The following is a 17,708-nucleotide window of genomic DNA, read 5'->3' as shown; positions in this document are numbered from 1 at the left end:
TGAGATGGCTTTGTTTTATTCGTTGTATGCAGGCAGAAAACATGTCGAATTTCTTCAATTCTTCCGGTGGGTTGTTTTTTATGCTGTTGTTTTCACCTCAAAAGGAACAACACGATGTCTCAACGCGCAAATTATTACCAGTCTGCACCTCAGGTTTTTGATCTTTTGCTGAAACAGGAGTCGATGCTGAAAACACAATTTGAATCGATCCCGGCTTTAGGTGAAACGCTGCTGGAACTGATTAAATTACGGGTTTCCCAAATCAATCAGTGTGCCTTTTGTCTTGAAATGCACAGCACGCAGGCGTCTGAGTCCGGGGAGTCTTACGCACGTATGATTGCTTTGAATGCATGGCAGGATTCACCGCTTTTCCGGGAATCAGAAAAGCAGGCGCTACAGTTTGCAGAGCAGCTTGCGACCGGCCAAAGTATCCCGCAGGCGCACTATGAAGCGCTGATTGATACATTTGGTGAATCTGGTTTGACGTATTTAACACTTGCGATCAATGCCATTTCAGGCTGGAATAGAGTCGTAAAAGTTTTTCTGCCTGAAGTCGGCAGCTGGCGACAGGCGGGTTCTTAATCTGAAGTGGACAGGATCTGAAGCGGACAGGTGAGCGATGACGTCTTTGCAATTTGAAATTCATTTTCCGCAGGGACGTCTTTCCCCCTGGGTACAGGCTATCTGGTCGGCAAGAACGGATGAAACCCAGCCGGGTCTGAGCCGGCGGTTGTTTGCCGATGCAGGGAGTGGCCTGATGATCAATTCCGGGCCGGAAATTCGTGTCGACAATCAGATACTGCATGACAGGATATGGTTTCAGCCGACACAAAAAAAAGCGCACATGGTTCATTTACCACCGGGAACAAATCTCTCCGGCATCCGTTTTCATCCCGGTATGGGCGCATGTTTTCTCTCTCAATTCGTCTCGCATCCGGAACCCGGTGCAGCGGCGTTGTCCGGGCATTTTGAACCACTGATACAACAGCTTCGTGATGATACTCATCCGCTCAGCCGGATTGAGAAAATGACCCGGACGCTGATCCATCATCTCCATGATGAAATGCATCATCCTGTGATCTTCCGGCAGGCGGTGCAGATGCTGGAACATGCTCCGGATGTCCGGCAGGTGAGTCAGTTGCCGTTGAGTCAGCGACAGATAGAACGGTTGTTTCAGCGCAGAATCGGTATGACGCCGAAATATTATCAGCGTTTAAGACGGATTCGCACCGTACTGAATGATTTGAAAGAGAATCCGCATCAGGATCTTGCCCGCGTTGCGGTTGAATTTGGTTTTTCTGATCAGGCCCATTTTATTCGTGAATGCCGGACGTTTACCGGGATCACGCCGAAGCAGTATGTGAAATCGCGTCAGGATAGATATACCCATATATAGGTATAACGGGGGCTGGCGTCCGCACTGACCTTTTTTTGGGTATTCACCCGGCAACGCATTTCTATCTTGATGATAATCCATCACTTTTATACTATGGGGGCCTCCTCCTTTTCCGGAAACACCGCATGACCTGGATTTTATTTACCCTGCTCGCTGCTTTTATGCAGTCCTGGCGAAATGCCTTTCAAAGTCACCTGTCTGGTGAAGTGAAGACTGCCGGAGTGACGCTGGCCCGTTTCCTGTGGGCCAGCCCGCTGGCTGCGGTTTATCTGTGGGTGCTCTATCTGATTGATCCGGTTGCAATTCCTGAATTTAACGTCGTATTTATCCGCTTTGTGGCGGGAGCCGCTATCATGCAGATTATTGCAACCGCGCTGATGGTGAAACTGTTTAAATACAATAATTACGCGGTTGGAGCCGGGCTGGCAAAGAGTGAGGCACTGGTGGCTGCTGTTCTGGGGATGTTGCTGTTCGGTACGCACCTGAATCTGCTGGGCTGGGTTGGCGTGCTGATTGGTGGTGTGGGTGTCTTTTTGATGAGTACTCAGGGGAATTTCCGTCAGTTGTCGGTGCCAACGATTGTCCTTGGCCTGAGCAGCGGCAGTGCGTTTGCTTTAACCTCACTCTGGATCCGGGAGGCCAGTTTGTCGATTGGTCTGCCTTTTCCACACAGTGCTGCCTGGGTACTGCTGCTGGTGATTAGTCTTCAAACTATCATATTGACGGGGTATCTGCTGCTGCGGGATCGACAAACCCTGAAAGTGTTATGGTCAAAACCTAAAATGACGGTGTTGACCAGTGTGAGCAGTTGTATTGGTTCTATCGGGTGGTTCAGTGCCATGTCTTTGCAGGCGGTGCCTTATGTGAAAACGCTGGGGCAAATCGAAATCTTTTTCACAATGTTGATTTCTGTTTTTTGGCTGAAACAGAAAGTCCGGGTGAAAGATGGTTTGGGGCTGATTATGGTTGCGGTCGCGGCAGTTTTGGTGATGTGGACTTAGGGTCAACAGACCCTCGGGTTATAGTGAGCAACTTTGCAGGAATACAGAAATGACATTGAACATTGATTTTACGTTATCACCCACATCAGAAGAGATTGAAACGATCTATCAGGGGTTGGGTCAGTTTAACCAGAAACATGTGCCTGAAATTGACGATCAGGCGTTTGCTTTCTTTATCAGAGATGAGTCAGGCGCAGTAATCGGTGGTTTGACGGGGTTTATTTATATCACATCGATTCAAATCAGATTTTTGTGGCTCTCTGAAGCGCTGAGAAATCAGGGCACTGGCCGTCAGCTGATTGAACAGGTTGAAAACGAAGCGAAGCAAAGGAACATCCCCAATATTGCGGTCGATACTTACACATTTCAGGCCCCCGGATTTTATGAATTATGTGGTTTTGATGAGATCGGACGCTACAAAGATTATCTGACTCAAGGTGTTGATAAGATTTTTTACCATAAACGAGTTACAAATAACGGATAATTAAAAGCGCTGAATAAAACAGCGATTTTTTTTCGCCAACCTGCTTCAGATTGAAACTGAATTGCCATGTAACGCCTGTTTTTATTTTGAACGTAGTTCAAAAAAATACATTTTTGGACTGTTATTTTTTCTGACTTATTTATTCTTATTTTCGATGTTTAACTAACAATAAATAAGTGATGTATATGAAAAAAATAACATTCAAGCATCGTATCCTGTATGCCGGTTTGTTGTCTTCCGCTTTGGTGTTCAGTGGTCATTCCGTTTTCGCGTCAGAATTAGCAGAAACTCAGGCTGTTGTGTCCAGCGCAGCAACTACCCTCAGTCCGGATATTGATGATTACTATCTGCCGCCGGAACTCTCTTTTATCAGCTGGGACTATCCGGTTGTGGGCCATACGGGCCTTGATGTCGACTATAAGCTGACCGGTTACGACTGGTTTAACCGGGAGCTCTCCTGGTCTGTGGTGTCTGGTCCCGCCGGGATGACCATCGACAGTGATGGCACCCTGCACTGGAAACCAGCCACCGAAGGTGACTATGACGTGACCATCGCGCTGGATATCGGCGGTCAGCAAACGCTTCACAAAACTTTTACCATGACCGTCGATAACGCCCGTACTATTTTTATAGCCCCTGACGGGGACAACACCACCGGTGACGGCACTATTGAGAATCCTTATGCAACATTTGGTGATGCGGTCGCCAAAAAAATCCGCGATTTGAAAGGGAAAGCGACTGTGTATCACCGGGGTGGTTCGTATCAGAACTACCGGATGGACTGGTTTGGCGATCTGGCCAGCTGGAATATGAAGAAGCTGAACAGTCAGCTCAGAATCGACAAAGAACATGCGGTGATGATCCGCAACTATCCGGGAGAAAATCCGGTGCTGAACTTATCCGGAAATGGTTTCCGGATTTATCAGGATCACTGGATTTACTACGGCATGGAGATCACCGGTGGCTTCGGGAGCGAAGGGGCGAACCTGATTGTGTTCGGTGAATCCGTCGCGAAGCGGGTGTTAGTCTCTGATTACCATCATTCTTATAAAACCAATCCAACGGGAATTAAAGCGGCTGGTCCGGTCATTCTTGATCAGGTGATTGCGCGGGATAACTACGACAGGGAGAACCCATCACATCATAATTCAAGTAATTTCCTGTTTTATGGTGAAAGCCGGTATTCAAAGACTCCTGCGTTTTTTATTGATTGTTTGTCGTTATATTCAGACACGGTGGGTGTCGGTTTTAAAGTCAAACATGCAGGTGATGATGATGGGACGGGCACGATTCTGCATATCCACAAAAGTGCCGACATCGGCAGCCGGAAGCCATTTGGCATGGTACAGAATGGTACCAGTATCCGTTATTCGTATGCTTATTCCGATACAGATAAAGGGGCGATTAACCTGTCAGTGACTGACCCGTTATCACCGATTCCGCAAACCAAAGAGAAAGATTATGAAACCCACACTGATGAAGGGATGCTGATCGAGCACAATCTGCTGATTAACAGCAGTGCATCAGGCCGGGGCATGTCGCAGGTTTTTTGGGCATTAAATCAGGATCCGGAACATCCGGTTGTGTGGCGCAACAATACCATTGAAACGCATGGTGCCGGTAAAGGGAATCTGTTTACTTCCGGGCTGTATGATCCGTTACCGGAGACATGGACGATTCAGTTTAACAACAACAAAATCTATACGCCAAGCCCTGAAAACGCGGTGATTATTGATGAAAAGACTTATTCAGCAGATAAACTTGCTGAATATGGCAGTGCGAATCAGCTGATGACAACCGATGGTACGTATCAGTTTACGGTAGCGAATCAGGTTTTCAACATCAGCCATGGTGAGCTGGTGGATTGTGAATCTGCATCTGAAGTCTCTGTTTATTCGCCTTGCAGCTACGTTTTCAGTGATTCGTTTGAAGACGGCACGTTTGATGAAGCGGATGAACTGTTCGACTGGTCAAACTCTCCTGTTGTAGGTATCTCTTATGTCAAAGACGGTCAGTCATACTGGACCCGAAGTACGACCGGTGAAACGATTCAGATAGATAGTGATGCGACGCCACTGCCACTGGCAGAATACGGCACAGTCAAAGCCGGTGAATCTGAACCGACCAATTTGTACTCAATGGATATGAAATACAACGCCGAATCTCATTGGTCAGAATTACATTTTGATTTAGGTAAGCCGTATAAGGAGCTTTGGATTCGCTATTGGTTAAGAGTGCCGGAAAACTTTGAGCATCGCGGAGAACAACGCGGTGGCTCCAATATGAAGTTACTTGCGTTGTATATGGATGGCTATTCTCAGCACGGAACTGCTGCAACAGCAGTATGGGAATTTTGGAGAGACAGTCATGACAACGGTGATTCCCTGTTGGCATGGCACTACCGGGATGTTAATACGGATGTGAATACCGGCCACAGAGAGTTGTTTGAATTCATTCGGGTCCCGGAAGACCGTGGCCGCTGGATGCAACTGGTGATGCACGTGAAAGCCTCTTCTGAAAATGGTGTGAAGGATGGGGTTCTGGAGACTTATCGCCGCTGGTCAGATGAAGATGAATTTACCCGTTATCACTATTCTGATACCGAATATTTCTCCGTCCCGGAAGACCCGGAATATGCAGGCTGGCGTAAAGGTTACTTTATGGGCTGGTCCAATCCGGGCTTTGCCGAAGAAACCCACTGGCTGATTGATGGGGTTGAGTTTTCCGAAAAACCACTGCTTGATGTGGTTGGTGTCACCGATGCGTGGGCGAACTAATCTCCACGTTACCATTTACCTTTCGTTTTACCATCACCGCCGTGTGCGGAGGTATTCACCTGCCCATGTGATGGGGCAGACAAAAACAGGATAACAAATAATGAACGATTATAATGTGTATGAAGATCATGACCACTGGGGTTGGCTGGCACAACCAGTGCTCTCATTTGGGTTGTTGTGTTTCACAATCCTGATGCTTTTGTGCGGTGTTTCTTCAGCAACGGCTGCAACAACAGATACTTCGGCTCAGCTGATGTTTAGCTATCAGGCTGACCTGTCGGATGCTCAGGTACTTCAGGGAGCGACTGTCCAGCCTCAGCCCGTCTATCTGTTCATGCAAAATGCCTCTGGTTACCGGGGTGTGAGATACCTGTGTTGTGATGCTGCCCGCTCCGGCACGGAGCACTATGTGTCAAACGCACCGCTGTTTACTCAATCATATGATTTCACCGGACAAACACCGGGCGATAAAGGCGTGTATTTGGACGAATATACTTCGGCTGGCTACCAAAAAAGAGCAGTGACATTTACCCTTGGCAGTGCAGCTTCTTCTGATTATCCCCCTGGCTATGTATTTTTAGAAGGCAAAGGCAACCTGAATGTCAGTGGTTCCGGAACCGGCAACGAATACTGGGTGGATATCAATAACCCACTCGCAGATGATGATTCTGCAGGTACCAAAGATGCACCGTGGAAAACATTCAGTCATGCCGTGAAAACTGCAACTGCTGGTGATACGGTTTATGTGATGCCGGGCGTGTATGAGGATCCGGAAGCGATTATCAAAGATGAGATGCCTCACTTTTCTCCGGTTCATTCAGGTGAGCCCGGCAATCCGGTGACTTATAAATCGGTGGTCAAAGGCGGCGCAATTTTAAAATCAGAATCGCAGGATAACAGTGCGGCCTCAAACCACAAGGCTCTGTCTGTTTACGATAAGACGGATCTTATTTTTGATGGCTTCAAAACCATCGGTATGGTCCATTTTAAGAATTCGGAACGCATTAATTTCATCAATGGTGAAGTGACGGTTGGTTCTCTGCTTTGGAATGACCCGTCTTTACTGTCCGGCATTACGCTGGAACGTGCTGACAATTGTGTCATCCGTAATAACTACATTCATGCCATCGCTCCGGCTTATCAAGGTGGAGAGGTGTATTCATCGCACAATCAGGCTGCCATTATGGTTTTAGGTACCCACGGCGAAACAGAGACAGACTATGTCTCGAATGATAATCTGATTGAGTATAATCTGGTGGACGCCTCTGATCATGCGTATGCCGGATTAGGCACGAAAGCTGGCAGTATCAAAGGTAATGTCTGGCGAAATAACTTTGTGAAGAATGCGGTTTCCGGGATTTATTCAACCGGTTCAACGGATACAAAGGATAACAGTACCTCGTCAGACCAATCCGTTTATACGAATAATATCGTGGTAAATGGCAAGAATGGTATTGAGTTCAATTACTTAGTTATTGATGCGGTCGTGAATAATAATATTATCGCGAATGTAGAATATGGCTTCTGGTTTACCGCGCTGAATTCCACCAATATGATACTGAAGAATAATCTCTTCAGCGACGTTACCAAAAGTGTTTATCGGGCTGTCGCAAACTGGGGTGTGATTGAAGGCGAGAGAGATCGCTTCTATCAGATGTTTTCTGCAATGGATGGCAATCACTATGATCAGTACCAGCGTTTCTCATTTCAGGAACGTGCTCAGGGACATTTAATTCATTCATCACTGGCAGACTTTCAGGCGGAAGCGCCAACCTTAGAAGTGAACGCAGTGGAGACTCCGGTAGACTTTATCAATCCCGATGGAGATGCCGCTGAAGATTTCCGGCCTTATGTGACGATGGGAGAAATCTCTGCCGGTGCTTATACAACAGCAGAGACAATTGTTGGTACTTACTAAACCTGCCAGCCCTATGAAACCGGACTGGCATACAAATATACTGTTGCCTGTCCATCATATGTAGTTTATGCCATATGTTGCTTTTGTCACCGCACCTTTCCTGGTGCGGTGGACTGGTTTTGTGATGAGCCATTTCTCACATCCGGGCTATTCTTCTGGCTGAAATCTGAACCTTCTGACGACCGGGAGATCAACACTTTCATCACACTTTTATGGCGAGCCTCTTTTGTCCGGAAAAAATGAGAGTATCTTTTCTGAAAAAAGGAAAAAATATGAACAAGCTTGCGGTGTTTTTGGTGTTGATTTGCTTTCAGGTCAATGCATTCAATGAGACTGAAACCAATCTGGATTTTAGTCAACTGGCGGTGACAGGTTATGATGTGCCAGATAGTGGGTATACCTACCGGTCAGACTATGTAAATCAAGAGGTTTTAAAAAGAGAACGTCCGGTTTCCGGTCCGGTGAATTACTGGGGACAAGGTGGTACGGTGGAAACCCTGATTGCGATGGAGGTGACGGCCGGCGGGTTGTCATTTTGGGCGTCAAAGGATCCCGAGAGTTTTGCCGGGGTTGCCGTCACTGCCGGTATTGGGGCTTTGACTGCTTTTCCTGAAGGGCTTCTCTGGAGTGTCCCTCTGTTTGCGCTGGCTGACTATAACTACAGAATGGATGATCGCGATGATTTGGAGGAAGAGGATATCTTCATCCGTAACTACATTGCGATTCATGCCTTTTATGCCACTGTGTATGCGTCAGCCTTACTTTTTCCTCAGCTTGATGGTGAGCTGGCGCTATATCCGGATACACAAGGCAACTGGTTTTTGAACTACAGCTATTCATTTTAGCTTTTCATTTTAAGGCTGCACCAGTGTGGAAGTGCCTTTTCCCGCTTCACTAGCTTCGCTAAGCACTTCGTAAATTAAGTACTTCGCAAAAATAAGTACTTCGCAAAATAAGCACTGAGTAAACCCGGTACCGGGTCAAGTTAGTCTTTGGTCAACTTTGTCCTTGGTAAACTTAGCAAAATGAAGCCTTGTGTGGCCGATAAACGGTAATCGTTCCGTCCGGAATGTCACGGGTCAACCGGGTGATTTGCTCGACGCATTGAGAAGTCATCCGCCACTGAAATGGATGGGATTGAACTAACATCCCGGTGGTAATCAGCGCCCGGTGTTTTTGAGAAGGTTGACAGACTTGCTTGAGTGTCTGCTGGAGTTTGAACAGTTTGGCTTCCGGGCATGAGCATGGAAATGCAAGAATCAATGTTTTTTCTGTCCGCTGATACATATAAGGTTCAAACTGAGAAGCCTTCTCTGCAACCTGGCTCAGCAGTGGCTTTGCAGCTGCCTGAAACCAAAGAACGATGCTTTTTTGTGGGTCGCATTCCGGTAAAACCGGTCGTTCAGCGGGCCGGGCTGATTCATGAACGATCAGTTCATCGATGGAAACAGAAAAAAAATGGGCGAGGCGGGCTACTGTTCTCTGGCTGAGGGTTCTGCCGCGTTCCGCACGCTTGATTGTCGCGATAGACACACTGCATCCTTTGATTTCCCGGCAGGCTTGTTCTAACCCTTCTTGTGACAACACATGTTGTTCTCTGAGCCGTCTGAGTTTATTGCTGTCAATCAGAACTGTATGTGCCATACATGCCTCCTCATGAAGTGTTTGATAAACACGCCCTGGGTCAACAGACCCTGGTCATTTTTATGGGTGAAAGATATCCGCCTGACCCTTTGAACTTATACACTTCCGGCGGGAAAAACTATTACACCTTATTACAAGCCAGCAGAAACATGACAGGCCAGCAGAAACAGGCTGATGGGTTTCAAAGCATCTTGTGCACTGAGTTGATTTGAGTATATTGATATTTCAATATCAGATACAGCGGGAGCATCATGGAAAATTTCGAAGACGGCAGGACTTACTTTAATGTTTCATTCAGCGGTCTTGAATGGCCGGAAGCGGATTACAGTGACATTGAGTTTGAGGAATGTCTGTTTTCAGACTGTGATTTCTCAGGCACAACATTCAAAGATTGCCGGTTGACGAACTGTGAATTCAGAAACTGTAATCTGAGCCTGACTGAATTGACTCAGAGCCGGTTATTCGGCATTACATTTCAGGACAGTAAATTAGTTGGTGTAGACTGGACCCGGGCCGACTGGCCATCTTTCCACGTGGATTTTGAATTACAGTTTATCCGCTGTCTGCTAAATGACTCATCCTTTTTCGGACTCACATTAAATGAACTGATTTTGCAGGAATGTAAACTGCATGACGTCGATTTTCGGGAGGGGAATTTTAAAAAGTCAGTTATGTGTGGCTCTGATTTCACCCGGAGTTTATTTATGCGCTCTGACCTGCAGGGAGCTGATTTCAGTGATGCAACAGATTATATGATTGATGTGCTGGAAAACCAGATCAAAGGCGCGAAATTTTCCCGGTATGAGGCGTTGAACTTACTCGGGACTCTGGGGATTGAGCTGGTTGACTGAGGATATTGGGGTATATAAAAAATCCGGATATCGCTGATACCCGGATTTGCAACAGAATGGTTGATTCACCGTTGTGCTTATTTTGATTCAAAAGACCCTAAATCAGGTGCGTCACCATTGTAGTCCAGACCAACATCTGTCCCTGCATCGATGAGTTCGCTTCCTTTTTTCAGGTGGAAGAACTCAACGACAGGCAAGCTGCCATCGCTCTGACGGGAAGCCAGTAAGTCATCAATGTCGACACTTTCGAAGTCAGATGAAGAGAATGAAATACTGTTTTGCCAGCTGTTGTTTTTGATGCTGGTTGAACTTGCACCAAATTTATCGCTGCTGCTACCGTCCAGAGACACACTGTTTTTAATCGTCAGTTTTTTCAGCTCGCGTGAACTGCCATCCCCTAAACCGAAGTTACGGGAGTTGTCATAAGCCACTGCATTGTAAATTGTGACGGTTCCCCGGTTACTGTTCTGGTCGTAACCATCAGCGGTATTCCCTGCTGAAATGGTATTAATGTAAAGACCATTGTGAGCTAAGTCTTTGTCATCACTCCCACCGGTTTTGAAGCCATTACCATCGCCCACACCTTTGGTGCCGTTTTTCTGATAACCATTGCGAATCATCCAGGAGTATTCCCAGGTTGTTGTCACGGTATAACCGTTGTCACGCAGGTAGCCATCAAAACCATCATCCAGATTGTTCCACGCCCGACAGCCGTAGAAGTAGTTGCCTGTTCCGACTTTCAGCTTCGCTGCGAAACCATCGGCGTTTTCAAGCGATGAATCTGCATTGTAGTAAGAGTCAGAGTTTTTAACGAAGTTATAAGCAGCGCCTTTGTCGATTTGCAGGCCGGTATCTGAGTTTTCATAGAACTTCATGAACTCGATGGTATTGTGTGAACCGGTCAGGTACATGCCGTTATCACCGGCCTTCTTGATATCAAAGCCATAAATGTGCCAGTAGTCGGCACTCACCTGAAACCCGCGGTTGCTGCTGTTTTCAGACATGGAAGAGAAATCAAAGACAGGGCGATCATCCCCCGGATAAGCACTCAGCACAATCGCTTTTGATGAAGTGCCACTGTTATCAATTTTGATGGTATCTGATGAATAGTAAGTCCCTTCGCGGATATAGATCACATCGCCTGCACTTGCATCATCAATTGCATCCAGTAAACCAGCCAGAGTTGAAACGACGGTTGCATCTGAATCAACAGTTTTAATGAATGAAGGTTTACCATTGGTCAGCGGTTCGCTGTTGGCGCCTGCATTTTTGGCTGCATCTGCCGTAGGGGCAGCAGCTGAGCTTGAAATATCAACGGATGAGCTTGAGCCGCCTGAGTCAGAACCGGAACCTGAAGAACCACAGGTTCTGTTGACAGGTTCAAGCCACCAGCGTTGAGAGCTGATACCCGCATCATCATTTTGATAAATGTCAGAGCCTTCAGTTGAGCCGGCAACAGTCAGCGACTTTCCTGACTTTTCATTGACGATCTTATAGGTGCCTTCATAAGTCCCCGATGTAATCTGAACCAGTTGCCACTCCTGACTGGATGAACTGCTGTAAGGTTTTTGCTGAACTGTAGCCCCATTACTTGTGGAACCGCCTTCGACTGTCGCAGCATATTCTGTATCTGACGCCTGAATTGCCCAATAACCATTACTTTGTTGGTTCAGTTTGAAACGTTGGGAGTCACTTCCGGTATTTTGTTGTAATTCTACGTTGGCTTTTTTAGCTGTTGACTCAGCAGCCATCAACTTTTTGGCACCCGCATTCACAATTTTATAAATGATGCCGTCTACTGGTTTATCCGTACAATAATCGGCTGCATAGAGTTGCCCGCTGAGCATGAGGGTGCCCATCGTACCGGCAATCAAAACAAGCCTGTTTCTAACGTTGTAATTATTCACAGTATGAGTCCTTATATGTTTAAAATTATGGTTAGAATTCAATCTAAAGCCACGGACTATCTGTACTTGACGATCACGTATTTATGATAGCCACTGGCTACAAGAGCAGTTCAGGACTGATTGCCTGTTGATGATATCAAACGCTTTTCTTATTTAATTTGCGAATATAAAAGATTGGGATGATTATTCAGAAAATTGAATTAATATTCATCTTTGTTCAAAAAATGACCGTCTTGCCATAGATTTGAAACAGGAAATGTGTACTGGATTTAAACAGATGCAGACATTCAAATGGGGTGATGGGCATAAAAAAGGTCATCATTGCTGATGACCTTTTGTCTGTCCTATGATTTTGTTTGGACCTGATAACGTGGTGACAACTTATTCACCGGTGCTTTCGCTGTCTGCGCTGTCAGAGCCAGTTGCTGAGCTGTCATCAGGTGTTTCAGTGTTGCCAGTTGCGCTGCTGTCATCAGGCGTTTCAGTGTTGCCAGTTGCGCTGCTGTCATCAGGTGTTTCAGTATTGCCAGTTGCGCTGCTGTCATCAGGCGTTTCAGTATTGCCAGTTGCGCTGCTGTCATCAGGCGTTTCAGTATTGCCAGTTGCGCTGCTGTCATCAGGCGTTTCAGTGTTGCCAGTTGCGCTGCTGTCATCAGGCGTTTCAGTATTGCCAGTTGCGCTGCTGTCATCAGGTGTTTCAGTATTGCCAGTTGCGCTGCTGTCATCAGGTGTTTCAGTATTGCCAGTTGCGCTGCTGTCATCAGGTGTTTCAGTATTGCCAGTTGCGCTGCTGTCATCAGGTGTTTCAGTATTGCCAGTTGCGCTGCTGTCATCAGGTGTTTCAGTATTGCCAGTTGCGCTGTCATCAGGTGTTTCAGTATTGCCAGTTGCGCTGCTGTCATCAGGTGTTTCAGTATTGCCAGTTGCGCTGCTGTCATCAGGTGTTTCAGTATTGCCAGTTGCGCTGCTGTCATCAGGCGTTTCAGTGTTGCCAGTTGCGCTGCTGTCATCAGGTGTTTCAGTGTTGCCAGTTGCGCTGCTGTCATCAGGTGTTTCAGTATTGCCAGTTGCGCTGCTGTCATCAGGCGTTTCAGTATTGCCAGTTGCGCTGCTGTCATCAGGTGTTTCAGTATTGCCAGTTGCGCTGCTGTCATCAGGCGTTTCAGTGTTGCCAGTTGCGCTGCTGTCATCAGATGTGTCAGTACCAGCATTGCTGCCGTTGTCTGAATTATCAGAGTTTGCTGCATCATCGGTATCCGCGATACCATTGCCATCACTATCTGTATCCGCCTGACCTGATGAATTCATCACGATGGCATCCAGTTCAGAATCATCACTATGTTTGGCAATTTCGTTTTTGATTGCGGTACTCAGTTCTTCTGCCCGATTCAAAAATGCATCAGTTTTGTCTGAATCACTCAAAATATCTTGCAGTTCTTCCGTGGACTCTGGCATGACACCGGTTGAAACCAGGTTTCGTGCTGCAAACGCTGATTTTTTATCTTCAGACTGAATATAATCGCCCAACACATGAGATGCATCGATGCCGAGTTGATTTGCCAGAGTGTCGACAGCCGCTTCGGTCGTTTCACTCTTACCTGCCTTGACATTCATGTGAACAAGGGTTGTCAGTGGTGAAATATATTGTGTACCGGCTGGTGCCGACAGAATGTAATCTATTGCGACAGCTTGTCCCAGATCGGCATCAACAGTTTCACCTTTCTTTGACTTCACGATCACAGAGTATTGCTCTGGATGTTCAACGTCTTCGACATTGAGCTCAGCGTGGCCGTCGTTGTCTGTCAAAGCGTTTGGTTCATCCGCATCAAACTCATTATTACCATTGATATCCAGCCATGCCTGAGCACCGTTCAAATAACCATCAATTGCAGTGATTTCATAGACAGTTTCTGACGTTGAATCAGCGCTTGAATCTGATGATGTGCTGCTTGAACTTGAACTTGAACTTGAACTTGAACCTGAGCTGGAACTTCCTGATGAATGGCTTGAATGACTGGTTGAGCCAGAGCTTGATGAGCCGCTGCTGGTCGAGCCTGAATGTGAAGATGAGGAACTGCTGCCAGAGTTGCTGCCGGATGAGTCTGTGTCAGATGTGTCTGAAGCATCACCGGCGTCAGATTGATCGGTGCCCTGATCTTGTGACGTTGAGTCTGAGTTGTCTGATGTATCTTCTGAATCCGTTGTACCGGATTGATCGGTGTCTTGATCTTGTGTTGCTGAATCAGATGAGTCTGATGAATCATTCACAGCATCATCGCTGTCAGCGATACCATTGCCGTCACTGTCAACGTCTGCCTGACCTGATGTATTCATCACAATCGCATCCAGTTCAGAATCATCAGCATGTTTGGCAATTTCGTTTTTGATAGCCGTACTCATTTCTTCCGCATTATTCAAAAACTCATCTGTTTTCTCTGAATCACTTAAAATGGTTTGAAGTGCTTCAGTCGACTCTGGCATTGATCCGGTAGAGACAAGACTTCTGGCTGCAAAAGCTGATTTATTATCGGCTTGTTGAATGTAGTCTGACAAAATTTGGGCAGGGTCGATACCAAGGTTGGAAGCTAAAGTATTGACTGCCTCTTCGGTTGAATTACTTTTGCCTGCTGCGAGGTTCAGCTGAACTACGGTTGTCAGAGGTGAAATATAGGGTGTACCGGCAGGCGCAGATAACACGTAATCAACGGCGACTGCTTGCCCGAGATCTTCGTCAACCGTTTGTCCTTTGATTGACTGAACCATCAAAGAATAATTTTCAGGATGTTCCACGCCATTGACGTTTATTTCAGCCTGACCGTTGTTCCCGGTAATTGCTGATGGCTCATCTGCATCAAACTGATAGTTGCCGTTCACATCAAGCCAGACACGGGCGCCATTTAAGTAACCGTCTATCGCGGTGACTTTATAAATATTATCTATACCTGAACTATCTGTATTTCCCTTATTATCATCGCTGCCACAGCCGACGAGAAGTGTACTCAAAGAAAATCCAATAGCTAAATTTAATAGTTTTATTTTCATATTTTTTATTTCATTAAGTTAATTGTGTGGTCGGTTTACCGCGGCTGATAATAAATTAATTAATTGTATCTTTTAACTATATCAATAGGGAAAAATAAGAAATAAAACAATATTCTCAATTATGAAACACAAAATTGAATAATAAATAAACAAATTCAATCTATTACTTATTTGATATTTTTATCAATAATAACAATGGTTTTTTGGGTGAGTCTATTGCATGAATTGGTTTATATAAGTGTTTTATTTCATAATATGTTCATTTTCATAACAGAATTTTATGAGGTACTTTTAAAATGAACGGGCGAATATTTAATCCCATCAACAGGTCATTGATTTTCATTTTTAACAGGATTGTTTTTGTTTAAATATATTAGAGCGTATTTATCTTTCATAGCCTAACCTGTAGTCGCCTGAAAATGTCTCAGTCAAGGCGCGAAAAGTGTCGTTTAGTTATTCTAAATGAGCTTTGAGCAACACAGAGTGAGCAATTTTCAGGCACTACCCGAAGGGCTGGGGCCATTTTTTACTCTGACCGCGTTGGCAAATGTTAAATATAGATTGCTATTATTTAAATTTACCGCCTTGCCAGAGTAAAAAATAGCCTCCAGCAGGAACGGCGATGAAAGATAAACACGCTCTAGGGTGTGATTGAACATGAGTTGAGTGATCAATAGAAAATAAATGTGATTGATATATAAAGAGCGCAGTTTTTATGGTCTGTTTGATTTGGGGCAGCTCAAGCTTTATTTGTTTTATTCAGGGCGGCTCAAGCATCACTCACTCGCAACATAATAGTTCTATACATATATACCCATATATGGGATATGCTGCGAATGAGTGCCTTGTTTCAAATTTCCCAATGTCCGGCAAAGAAATGATGTACCGGGCCGTGTCCCCGGCCGGTTTTTAATTCATCGGCATGTTGCAGGGCTTTGCTGATATAACGTTTTGCACGCCGGACGGCTTCGGGAAGTGAATCGCCCTGAGCCAGATAACTGGCAATGGCGGAAGAGAGTGTGCAGCCGGTGCCGTGCGTGTTCCGGGTTTGCACTCTGACACCGGAAAGGAGGCGGCTTTCTTCCGGCAGAATCAGCAGGTCGCTGCTCTCGTTGTCCTTTGTCAGATGTCCGCCTTTGAGTAATACCGCACCGGCACCTAACGTGCGTAATTTTCCGGCCAGTGCGTTCATTTCATGCAGGTTTTTGGGTTGTTGCGTTTGAAGCAGTGCTGCCGCTTCCGGCAGATTAGGTGTGATTACATCCGCCAGCGGCAACAGCTCTTGTTTCAGCGTGGTGACGGCATTCTGCGCCAGCAGTGGATCTCCGCTGGTTGCAACCATCACCGGATCAATCACAAGATAGGGCGGGCGATATTGTTTCAGCTTTGCTGCCACTGTCCGGATCACCGCGGCATCGGCCAGCATACCGGTTTTAACCGCGATGATATTCAGGTCGCTGAATACCGCATCCAGCTGCTGCGCAATAAATTCAGGCGGAACCGGGCTGACGCCGCTCACACCACAGGTGTTTTGTGCGGTCAGTGCGGTAATCACAGAGCAGGCATAGCTGCCGGTGGCTGAGATGGTTTTAATATCAGCCTGAATACCGGCACCGCCGCTACTGTCAGAACCGGCGATAGTTAAAACGATAGGTGGATGATTTGTTTGAGTGACTGTCATTATCTGTTCCCATTTAATCGACGGTATACGCAGGGACAGAGTGAGTCTGTTATCGGAAGTCCGGACAATTTACCCGGCAGAACAGGCATGACACTAGTTCCCTACGTCAGTATTAACTGAATCAGGTTCAACGGGTCCCACCGACGTGGTCTCAGCCCTCTGGTTCAACAGAATTTGGGCTCCCCGACTAATTATGATAACTTTGAATATCAAAGCGATTCTGCTGAGTGTACCAGACCGTTTTCCGGTTGCCTATTCCCGGCTATTATTCCCGTCTGTTAAAGCCTGTTTGCAACGCATCCATCTCAGTTATCGTTGTGTTTGCTATGACAGGGGCGTCAGCAATAACATGACTGACAGTGTCATCAGGAGGATAGCAACCAGCGCATCAAGAATACGCCATGCCACCGGGCTGCGAAACACGGGTAACAGCAGTTTAGAACCATAGCCTAATGAAATAAACCAGACAATACTGGCCAGTATGGCACCAAGGCCAAACCCCCATTGAGCGAAGCCGCTGTAACTACTTGAAAGACTGCCAATCATGATCATGGTGTCGAGGTAAACATGTGGATTAAGGAATGTATACCCGAGACAGGCAAAAAGCACCTGATTCCGGTTCACCGTCAGTTCTGAAGCGGGCGTTAGTCCGCTGGTCCCTTTCCAGGCACGAACGGCTGAATGGAAGGCATTCACACCAAGAAATGCAGCACCACCAAACCGGAAAATATCCAGTACGACCGGCCATTGCTGAACGATAAAGCCGATGCCGGCGACCCCACAACTGATGAGCAGGATATCGGCGAAGATACAGGTGGCGACAATCAGGCCAACATGTTGGCACTGTAATCCCTGACGCAGGACGAAAGCATTTTGGGAACCGATACTGACGATCAATCCTGCGCCGGTTCCGAATCCGGCGATAACAGAAGCAAAAAGCATAATAACTCTTAAATGTTTTGAAGATGATTGGGACGGATTATCTTTCAGTCGCTATCATTAGAAAA

The 17,708-nt window shown here is 46.3% G+C and carries 13 protein-coding genes and 1 riboswitch; of the genes, 8 read left to right on the top strand and 5 right to left on the bottom strand.

Annotation, left to right across the window (positions count from 1 at the left end; genetic code table 11):
- The first annotated feature begins 114 nt into the window (after nt 1-114).
- From OCV29_RS22320 to OCV29_RS22290, 7 genes are all read left to right on the top strand, one after another.
- Nucleotides 115-582 carry a carboxymuconolactone decarboxylase family protein gene (locus tag OCV29_RS22320; RefSeq protein WP_073602832.1) on the top strand — a complete coding sequence of 156 codons (468 nt, stop codon included), beginning with the start codon at nt 115-117 and terminating at the stop codon, nt 580-582.
- Between the two features lie 37 nt (nt 583-619).
- Nucleotides 620-1,396, top strand: coding sequence for an AraC family transcriptional regulator (locus OCV29_RS22315; RefSeq protein WP_073602833.1), 777 nt, complete (start codon nt 620-622; stop codon nt 1,394-1,396).
- 125 nt (nt 1,397-1,521) lie between these two features.
- Nucleotides 1,522-2,397, top strand: a complete 876-nt coding sequence (locus OCV29_RS22310) for a DMT family transporter (RefSeq protein ID WP_073602834.1) — start codon at nt 1,522-1,524, stop codon at nt 2,395-2,397.
- A 49-nt stretch (nt 2,398-2,446) separates the two neighbouring features.
- The gene (locus OCV29_RS22305; RefSeq protein ID WP_245796782.1) at nt 2,447-2,881 is read left to right on the top strand and encodes a GNAT family N-acetyltransferase; all 435 of its coding nucleotides are present in this window, start codon (nt 2,447-2,449) and stop codon (nt 2,879-2,881) included.
- 185 nt (nt 2,882-3,066) lie between these two features.
- Nucleotides 3,067-5,658, top strand: a complete 2,592-nt coding sequence (locus OCV29_RS22300) for a hypothetical protein (protein WP_139281526.1) — start codon at nt 3,067-3,069, stop codon at nt 5,656-5,658.
- Nucleotides 5,659-5,758: 100 nt separating this feature from the next.
- Nucleotides 5,759-7,576, top strand: a complete 1,818-nt coding sequence (locus OCV29_RS22295; RefSeq protein ID WP_073602836.1) for a right-handed parallel beta-helix repeat-containing protein — start codon at nt 5,759-5,761, stop codon at nt 7,574-7,576.
- Between the two features lie 272 nt (nt 7,577-7,848).
- On the top strand, nt 7,849-8,421 hold the full coding sequence (locus tag OCV29_RS22290; RefSeq protein WP_139281527.1) for a hypothetical protein: 573 nt from the start codon (nt 7,849-7,851) through the stop codon (nt 8,419-8,421).
- Nucleotides 8,422-8,593: 172 nt separating this feature from the next.
- Here OCV29_RS22290 and OCV29_RS22285 read toward each other — a convergent pair whose 3' ends face one another.
- On the bottom strand, nt 8,594-9,220 hold the full coding sequence (locus OCV29_RS22285; RefSeq protein WP_073602838.1) for a helix-turn-helix domain-containing protein: 627 nt from the start codon (nt 9,218-9,220) through the stop codon (nt 8,594-8,596).
- A gap of 251 nt (nt 9,221-9,471) precedes the next feature.
- Here OCV29_RS22285 and OCV29_RS22280 point away from each other — a divergent pair, with 251 nt between their 5' ends.
- A complete protein-coding gene (locus OCV29_RS22280; RefSeq protein ID WP_073602840.1) occupies nt 9,472-10,071 on the top strand; it encodes a pentapeptide repeat-containing protein in 600 nt (199 codons plus the stop codon).
- 77 nt (nt 10,072-10,148) lie between these two features.
- Here the strand turns inward: OCV29_RS22280 and OCV29_RS22275 are convergent, their stop codons facing one another.
- The 4 genes from OCV29_RS22275 to OCV29_RS22260 form a co-directional block, all read right to left on the bottom strand.
- Nucleotides 10,149-11,978 carry an RICIN domain-containing protein gene (locus OCV29_RS22275; RefSeq protein WP_217653288.1) on the bottom strand — a complete coding sequence of 610 codons (1,830 nt, stop codon included), beginning with the start codon at nt 11,976-11,978 and terminating at the stop codon, nt 10,149-10,151.
- A gap of 381 nt (nt 11,979-12,359) precedes the next feature.
- Nucleotides 12,360-15,020 carry a hypothetical protein gene (locus OCV29_RS22270; RefSeq protein ID WP_261887406.1) on the bottom strand — a complete coding sequence of 887 codons (2,661 nt, stop codon included), beginning with the start codon at nt 15,018-15,020 and terminating at the stop codon, nt 12,360-12,362.
- Nucleotides 15,021-15,870: 850 nt separating this feature from the next.
- The gene (thiD, locus tag OCV29_RS22265; RefSeq protein WP_073602843.1) at nt 15,871-16,701 is read right to left on the bottom strand and encodes a bifunctional hydroxymethylpyrimidine kinase/phosphomethylpyrimidine kinase; all 831 of its coding nucleotides are present in this window, start codon (nt 16,699-16,701) and stop codon (nt 15,871-15,873) included.
- 81 nt (nt 16,702-16,782) lie between these two features.
- Nucleotides 16,783-16,897, bottom strand: a riboswitch (TPP riboswitch).
- Nucleotides 16,898-17,025: 128 nt separating this feature from the next.
- Entirely contained in the window at nt 17,026-17,643 is a 618-nt protein-coding gene (locus OCV29_RS22260) for a LysE/ArgO family amino acid transporter (RefSeq protein WP_073602844.1), read from the bottom strand.
- Between the last annotated feature and the right edge of the window lie 65 nt (nt 17,644-17,708).

The sequence above is a fragment of the Vibrio aerogenes genome (assembly GCF_024346755.1).
Classification (GTDB): domain Bacteria; phylum Pseudomonadota; class Gammaproteobacteria; order Enterobacterales; family Vibrionaceae; genus Vibrio; species Vibrio aerogenes.
Note: the sequence above shows the minus strand (reverse complement) of the source record. Positions and strands in the feature narration are given on the sequence as shown.

Bases quoted from the DNA above. Each gene is read 5' to 3' on its own strand.
- OCV29_RS22320 (WP_073602832.1), top strand. From the start codon at position 115: ATGTCTCAACGCGCAAATTATTACCAGTCTGCACCTCAGGTTTTTGAT.
- OCV29_RS22315 (WP_073602833.1), top strand. From the start codon at position 620: ATGACGTCTTTGCAATTTGAAATTCATTTTCCGCAGGGACGTCTTTCC.
- OCV29_RS22310 (WP_073602834.1), top strand. From the start codon at position 1,522: ATGACCTGGATTTTATTTACCCTGCTCGCTGCTTTTATGCAGTCCTGG.
- OCV29_RS22305 (WP_245796782.1), top strand. From the start codon at position 2,447: ATGACATTGAACATTGATTTTACGTTATCACCCACATCAGAAGAGATT.
- OCV29_RS22300 (WP_139281526.1), top strand. From the start codon at position 3,067: ATGAAAAAAATAACATTCAAGCATCGTATCCTGTATGCCGGTTTGTTG.
- OCV29_RS22295 (WP_073602836.1), top strand. From the start codon at position 5,759: ATGAACGATTATAATGTGTATGAAGATCATGACCACTGGGGTTGGCTG.
- OCV29_RS22290 (WP_139281527.1), top strand. From the start codon at position 7,849: ATGAACAAGCTTGCGGTGTTTTTGGTGTTGATTTGCTTTCAGGTCAAT.
- OCV29_RS22285 (WP_073602838.1), bottom strand. From the start codon at position 9,220: ATGGCACATACAGTTCTGATTGACAGCAATAAACTCAGACGGCTCAGA.
- OCV29_RS22280 (WP_073602840.1), top strand. From the start codon at position 9,472: ATGGAAAATTTCGAAGACGGCAGGACTTACTTTAATGTTTCATTCAGC.
- OCV29_RS22270 (WP_261887406.1), bottom strand. From the start codon at position 15,020: ATGAAAATAAAACTATTAAATTTAGCTATTGGATTTTCTTTGAGTACA.
- thiD (WP_073602843.1), bottom strand. From the start codon at position 16,701: ATGACAGTCACTCAAACAAATCATCCACCTATCGTTTTAACTATCGCC.
- OCV29_RS22260 (WP_073602844.1), bottom strand. From the start codon at position 17,643: ATGCTTTTTGCTTCTGTTATCGCCGGATTCGGAACCGGCGCAGGATTG.